General features: G+C 38.7%; 9 protein-coding genes. 5 read left to right on the forward strand and 4 right to left on the reverse strand.

Annotated elements, in window-relative coordinates; genetic code table 11:
* Window positions 1–113 precede the first annotated feature (113 nt).
* From fliQ to Q1553_RS01850, 5 genes are all read left to right on the forward strand, one after another.
* Window positions 114–380, forward strand: a complete 267-nt coding sequence (gene fliQ, locus Q1553_RS01830) for a flagellar biosynthesis protein FliQ (protein ID WP_026943775.1) — start codon at window positions 114–116, stop codon at window positions 378–380.
* Between the two features lie 6 nt (window positions 381–386).
* Window positions 387–1,205 (forward strand): UDP-N-acetylmuramate dehydrogenase, encoded by an 819-nt coding sequence (locus Q1553_RS01835; protein WP_115551360.1) that lies wholly within the window; start codon window positions 387–389, stop codon window positions 1,203–1,205.
* A gap of 10 nt (window positions 1,206–1,215) precedes the next feature.
* Complete coding sequence (locus Q1553_RS01840) at window positions 1,216–1,806, forward strand: FMN-binding negative transcriptional regulator (protein WP_115551359.1); 591 nt, start codon at window positions 1,216–1,218, stop codon at window positions 1,804–1,806.
* A 90-nt stretch (window positions 1,807–1,896) separates the two neighbouring features.
* Complete coding sequence (locus Q1553_RS01845; RefSeq protein ID WP_115551358.1) at window positions 1,897–2,097, forward strand: hypothetical protein; 201 nt, start codon at window positions 1,897–1,899, stop codon at window positions 2,095–2,097.
* A 14-nt stretch (window positions 2,098–2,111) separates the two neighbouring features.
* Entirely contained in the window at window positions 2,112–3,089 is a 978-nt protein-coding gene (locus Q1553_RS01850) for a hypothetical protein (RefSeq protein ID WP_115551357.1), read from the forward strand.
* A gap of 172 nt (window positions 3,090–3,261) precedes the next feature.
* Here Q1553_RS01850 and Q1553_RS01855 read toward each other — a convergent pair whose 3' ends face one another.
* The 4 genes from Q1553_RS01855 to Q1553_RS01870 all read right to left on the reverse strand — a co-directional run.
* Window positions 3,262–4,350 (reverse strand): glycosyltransferase family 4 protein, encoded by a 1,089-nt coding sequence (locus tag Q1553_RS01855; RefSeq protein WP_297571030.1) that lies wholly within the window; start codon window positions 4,348–4,350, stop codon window positions 3,262–3,264.
* Window positions 4,350–5,078 carry a phosphoribosylglycinamide formyltransferase gene (locus Q1553_RS01860; protein WP_298496128.1) on the reverse strand — a complete coding sequence of 243 codons (729 nt, stop codon included), beginning with the start codon at window positions 5,076–5,078 and terminating at the stop codon, window positions 4,350–4,352. The genes Q1553_RS01855 and Q1553_RS01860 overlap by 1 nt, the downstream gene beginning before the upstream one ends.
* Before the next feature lie 10 nt (window positions 5,079–5,088).
* Window positions 5,089–5,322 (reverse strand): hypothetical protein, encoded by a 234-nt coding sequence (locus tag Q1553_RS01865; RefSeq protein ID WP_115551354.1) that lies wholly within the window; start codon window positions 5,320–5,322, stop codon window positions 5,089–5,091.
* A partial coding sequence (locus Q1553_RS01870) for a 3',5'-cyclic-nucleotide phosphodiesterase (RefSeq protein ID WP_300842710.1) occupies window positions 5,315–6,157 on the reverse strand: 843 nt, incomplete at its 5' end. The genes Q1553_RS01870 and Q1553_RS01865, both read right to left, overlap by 8 nt.

A 6,157-nucleotide genomic window follows, 5' to 3' on the forward strand; every position in this document is an offset into this window, starting at 1 on the left:
AAAAATAATGTTTGAAGTTATTGGCGTCCATCTTGCGAAGTTTTTTGCGTTGGTGTTTGAGGGTGTGAGTTCCCTTTGGCAATTTTTAATTGGATTATTTTTAGGAGAGAATTGTGGAATCGCAATTAATGGCTTTGGCGATTGAGACTTATAAAATTACGCTTACCCTTTCTCTCCCGATGTTACTTGTCGGGTTGGTAGTGGGCTTGATGATTAGTATTTTTCAAGCCACGACGCAAATTAATGAGATGACGCTTACTTTTGTGCCAAAGATTCTAGCGGTGATTGTTGTGATTATCTTTACAATGCCTTGGATGTTGAATATGCTAATGGACTTTACGACAAGAATCTTTAATCTAATGCCAAGCTTTCTTTTTTAGATTCCAATGTTTCAAAAAATTGTAGATTTTTCGTGTTATACGAGCGTGCGGATTGGCACACGGCTTGCATTAAATTATATAGAATCGCCCCAAGATTATATTGCTCTCTTGGAGCAGGCTTCCCCGCAAATCATCGGCAAGGCAAACAATCTATTGATTGCTCCAAATGCTAAGAATCTCTGCGTTTTAAGCAAAGCATTTGATTATATTAAGGACTTAGGAGATAGTTTGGAAGTTGGTGCGGCTACACCTAGCGGCAAGCTATTTTCCTATGCTAAACGCAAGAATTTGGGAGGGTTTGAGATTCTTTGTGGATTGCCCGGAAGTATGGGCGGAATCCTCAAGATGAATGCGGGACTAAAAAGCTATGAGATTCAAAAAGTAACACTCGGAATCTTGCAATTAGACTCTTTGGGTAAGCTTGATTTTAAGGGTGTAGAGAACTTAGGGTTAAGCTATCGTAGCAGTCAGATTGAGGGGTTAATTTTTGCTGGGATTTTTAAAAAACAAAGTGGTTTTAGAGCTGATTTGGTGGAGGAATGTATAAAAATGCGCCAAAATCAGCCCACAGAGCCTAGTTTTGGGAGTTGTTTTAAGAATCCTAAAGGGGATTTTGCAGGGAGATTGATTGAAGCAGTGGGGCTAAAGGGTGTGCGATTTGGTAAAAACAAAAGCCTATGTTTTAGCGAGAAACACGCGAATTTTCTTGTTAATCTTGGGGATTCTACCTTTGAGGAAGCGTTAGAACTGATAGAGATTGCAAAAGAAAAAGTGCAAAAGGAACGTGGAATCGCACTAGAAAATGAAGTGCAGATTCTGCGATAATGGAGGGAAAATGCGGCGCAGTGATTTTGATTGCAAAGATTTGGGATTCATACAAGAGTTTTTAAACAAAATAGAATTTGGTACGCTCGTGATTCCTGATAGCATTCCCTATGCTGTGCCACTTAGCTTTTGCTATGAGGATTCTAAGATTTATCTACACGGCGCAAAGGCGGGGCGCAAATATGAGCTTCTAAAACATAATCCAAAAGTCTCCTTTAGCGTGGCAAAACCTTATGCTTATATTCCCTCAAGTTTTTTGAAAGGAACGATGATTCCGACACAATTTTTCTTTTCTGTCTTTTTAGAGGGGCAGTTTTGTGTCGTGGAGGATTTGGAGGAGAAAAAGCATATTTTAACGCGTCTTGTGCGCAAATATGAGCCTAAAAATTCTCAAATGAGTATGGAGAGTGGGCAGTTTGTCGGTAAGGAAAAAGGCACTTTTGTAGGAAAAATTTTAGTGGAATCTTTAAGTGCGAAAGCAAAATTTGGTCAGAATCTTAAAAGTGCGGAATGGGAGCAAATTATGCAGGATTTAAAGAATCGCAAAGAGAAGCGGGACGCAGAGACAATAGAGCTTATGCAACGATTTGTAACAAAATAGCAAAACATATAAAGTTTTTTCTAAAATTAACCGATATTTTTAAGAATAAATTTCTATAATGATTAAATATTTTTTAACAAAGGGTTTTTTGTGCGTAAAATAGTTTTGGGTGTGGTATTGGTTTTTGGATTGTGTGCGTATGCGAGTCCAAAGATAAACAATGAGGCAGATGTGTTTGAAAAAAAAGTTGCATTAAAATCTGATGATTCTAAAGATATAATGGCAAAACTTATCAGAAAATGCGTTCCTGATAGATATGGAAACTACCATTGTTTTATTGTAGCGGTATAAAATAAGGAGTAATAATGTTTGTAAATGGCGCAGGAAGCATTGTTTCTTCTAAGGTTTATCTAGCAGCAAATGCTCGCACACAGGCGACATTAATGAATGAAGAAAGCCAAGATTTGCAACTAAAACCACAAGAAAGAGAAATCAAAGAATCCATAAAATCAAAGTTAGTTGGGGATTCTAACTACCAACTCGTGCTTTTTGATGACCCTACAAGTGGAGAGCGCGTGAGTGCTTTAATCTCTAAAGAAAATATGGAACGATTGCAAGAAAAGTTCAACAAAAAAGACTTTTTTGCTAGAGAAGATGGCAATATGCGCTTAAGTGGCAAGGCAGAAGCGTATGTTAGTGGCTGGTATGCGGAGATAATGGGCAATGTGGGGGGAGCAAAAGCGGATTTGAATCAAGATGGGAAGTTTTCAGAAAAAGAAAGAGAGCTTCTGAGAGATGGTTATAGTTTTGAGTTGAGCCAAAGCCAATCGTTTGGCAATCCAATTTCTGTACTTTTGGTAGAGGGCAATACTAAAAGTGATGATACAGAAGTGCGCACCATAGAGGATTTACTAGATAATTTCATCTCTCAAGACAAAGATTTAAATGGCAAAATCAGCGTTCAAGAACATTTTGAAGTAACGCGTGGCAGCTTATATAGCGCGTTGAAGGGGATTTTGGAATCGCAAGAAAATCCTTTAGCAGAAATGGTTGCACAATCCCAAGAAGCAAGTCTCACAACCCCAAACAAAGAGGAGTTAGATGTCTCTGCAATGGAAGAGGCGATGAGACTTCTTGCAAAAATCAAGCAGAGTGGCAATCTCAATGCGCTTTCACCGGAGGAGCAGGCATTGGTGAGGCAGTATTTTGCAGGAGAGGTGGAGCAAATCAAGCAGCAAAGCCAAGATGCTGATATGATAAATCAGCATTTGGATAGTAAAATCCGCGATTTTGTGGAGCAAATGGGTTCTAGCGAAAGCTTGATTCTAAGCACAAAAGCGTAACTTCATTCTTGCGATTTTTTCTTGTATAAGGAAGCAAGCGGACGAAGTAATCCCCCATAATCTTTTAAACTAAGTGTTAAAAGCAAGGTTTTATATTATAGATTGCTACAAATTGTGTTGTAATTCTTGTGATAACAATTTCCTCCCCCGTCAAGTGGAATCTTGCAAGGAGTTAGGATAGCAGATTTTGATATACTTGCATAGTTTTCTCTCCCATTGCGACGAGAGAGAAATTTTTACAAATAAAATCACGAGATGGTAGGATTCTTCTCTCTTTTCTAATTAGCAATTCTAATGCTTCTATAAACTCCTCTAAGTTTGGATTTTGCGTGAGAATGAAATTTGGCTTACCTTGAGAATAAAAGTGCAAATCCGCGATAGACCCTATATTGCCTGCAATACTTGGAATTTCCATAGCGAGAGCTTGCATTAGGCTTTGTGGCACACCCTCATTTCTATCGCTAGTAAGCATAAATATATCCAAAGTTGCCAAAAATTCCGCAGGATTTTCAATGTGTCCAAGCAAGCGCACGATTTCTTGATTTGCCGCCTGATTGACTTCCTTTGCAAGATTTTCTAAACACACTTGTCCATCTCCGCTACCTGCAATCACAAAAAATACATCGGGATATTTTTGGCAAATTCCACGTGCGACTTCAATAAAAACATCTTGTCTTTTCATTGCGCGCAAAACGCCTAAATTGCCTATAATCAATTTATTTTGTGGGAGATTGTATTTTGTTTTCATTGCTTCTTTGTTATATTTTTCTTTGTAAAAAGTTTCTGTATCAATGCCTGTGGGTATAGAGAGAATCCTCTCTGGTTTGATACGATTTTCTCGTATCATTGCTTCACGAATACTTTCTCCTGTGGTAATGATGAAATCTGCTAGGGAGTTAATAAAGTTTAAGCGCGAGGGGTGAATTTTGTTAGATAAATGTCTTGTGCGGATAAACTTCGCTCCGCTCCCGATACTAGCTAATCCACCCAACCAAGTATCTATGCCACTATGCGTGTTGATAATATCAAAGTTTCTTGCGATTTTATGGAGTTTGTAGATGCTCTCTATGTCGGTTTTGCGCCTAAAGGGTAGGGTAAAGGTGGTAAAACCATATTCTTTTGCTTTGGGTAAGATTCTAGCGTCCTCTTTGGTAGCAAGCGCAAGATGGCAGCCACGCCTACGCATTTCTTGCATTTCGTTTAGAATCCGAATCTCCTGTCCGCCAAAGCCACCCGACCATTCTGTGTGTAAAATGCGCATTATTTTTTCCTTGTGAGTGCTTCTAGTAATGCAAGTGGATACAATGTATGTTCTAGTTTGTGGATACGCGCTTCATAGGATTCTAAGCTTTCTCCCGCAATTTTTGTGATTGCTCCTTGTGCAATGATTTCCCCGCTATCTAGTTCTTCGCTGACATAATGCACACTCACACCTCCTAGGCGCATAGGTGAGTTGTAGGATTCTAAGATTCCGTGCGCGCCTTTGAAAAGGGGCAAAAGTGAGGGGTGGATATTGATAGCGCGAATCTTTTGCGTAAAAATCGGTGTCAAGATTCGCATAAATCCAGCCAATACGCATAAATCTAGTTTAAATTCTTGCAGGGTTGTAATTAATTGTGCATCAAATTCCTCTCTTGTTTTCCCTGCATTCTCAATCACTTCTGTGGCGATTCCTAGTCTTTTGGCGCGCGTAAGTCCAAATGCGTCGCTTTTGTTACTCAAAGCCAAGACAACCTCCACCTTAAAGGCTTTGTTGGAATGTTTGCCCTTTGCGCAATCGGGTTCTATTAGCTTAAATGTATGCGCTAATCCTCCAATCAAGAATCCCTCAATCAAAACATCTCCAATCAAGAATCCTCCAATTGTGCTTTGTTTTATATTTTCGGGTCGTTTGCTAGGGAGAAAGCATTTTTTGTGCAAAGATTTGATGAGTGCCTCTAAATTGCTTCCATTGCCGCTAAATAAAATAGCGATTCTTTTTGTTTCCATAGAATCTCTTTTAGGCAAAAAAATGCGGGTGTGTTTGTTTGAGTTGCTTGAGATTCTGTAAAATCTCATTGACACCATATTCTACGCTTTGCTCATCTAATCCGTCAATATAAGCGTCTAATGCCTCTTGCATAGAGGATTCTTTCACACCGCTTAAGATTAACGTCACGCAAAGCATATCGCTTAATTGAATGGATAACTCCTCCACTTCTTCTTCTAGCTCTTTGATTCTGTCTTTATTCATATTCTTCTCCTTTTAAGATATTTTGCACACACTCTTTAATATTATCATAGATAAAACTTTCTTTAAAACCATCTATTTTGCCACCACTTGCATTTGCGTGTCCTCCTCCATTGAAGTAATTTTTCGCTAAAACACTTACATCGCAAGCATTATTGGCACGCAAGCTTACATTTCCACGCGCACTCACATCTATGAAGAAATCAAATTGTGGATTGTTTTTTAAAAATAAGTTTGCAAGCACGGAGATATTGCCAATGCTATAACTCAAAAATCCTCTATATTGCTTCCAATATATACTGCAAGATTCTGCTTTTTGCGCCAAAAGCTCGCTTTGGTATTTTGAGATTAGATTATCAAGTGTGGCACTTAACAAGCTGCCTTTCAAAAAGCATTTTTTCATCTCTAAAATCGCATTATCTAGCAGAATTTCTCCCTTTTCTTGTCCAAGAAATTTTGCGGATTCTTTTAATAAAGCAAGTTTGTATTCGCGGTCTTCTTTATCAAACATAAAGCGATTGAGCTCTTTGCATTCTACAATCATTCGCATTGCGACTTTGCCAAACTCAAAGGCATAACCCTCTTCCAACCATAAATCCACACTATTAATCATTTTCACCATTGGTTCAAGCCATTGCCTTACAGAATCGCAAAGCCCATAACGCGTAAGCAGTGTATCATAAACGATATGTGTAGCACATCGTTTGGTGTCCAAAAAATACCATTCATAAGTTTGTGCGCATTCTTGCCCGCTTTTGTGGTGGTCTAATAACTCAAAAGTGATTTGGAATCCATTGAGATTTAGCTCTAGGACGGATTGCACTAATCTTTCGCATTC

The sequence above is a fragment of the Helicobacter sp. UBA3407 genome (assembly GCF_949747025.1).
Lineage (GTDB): Bacteria > Campylobacterota > Campylobacteria > Campylobacterales > Helicobacteraceae > Helicobacter_D > Helicobacter_D ganmani.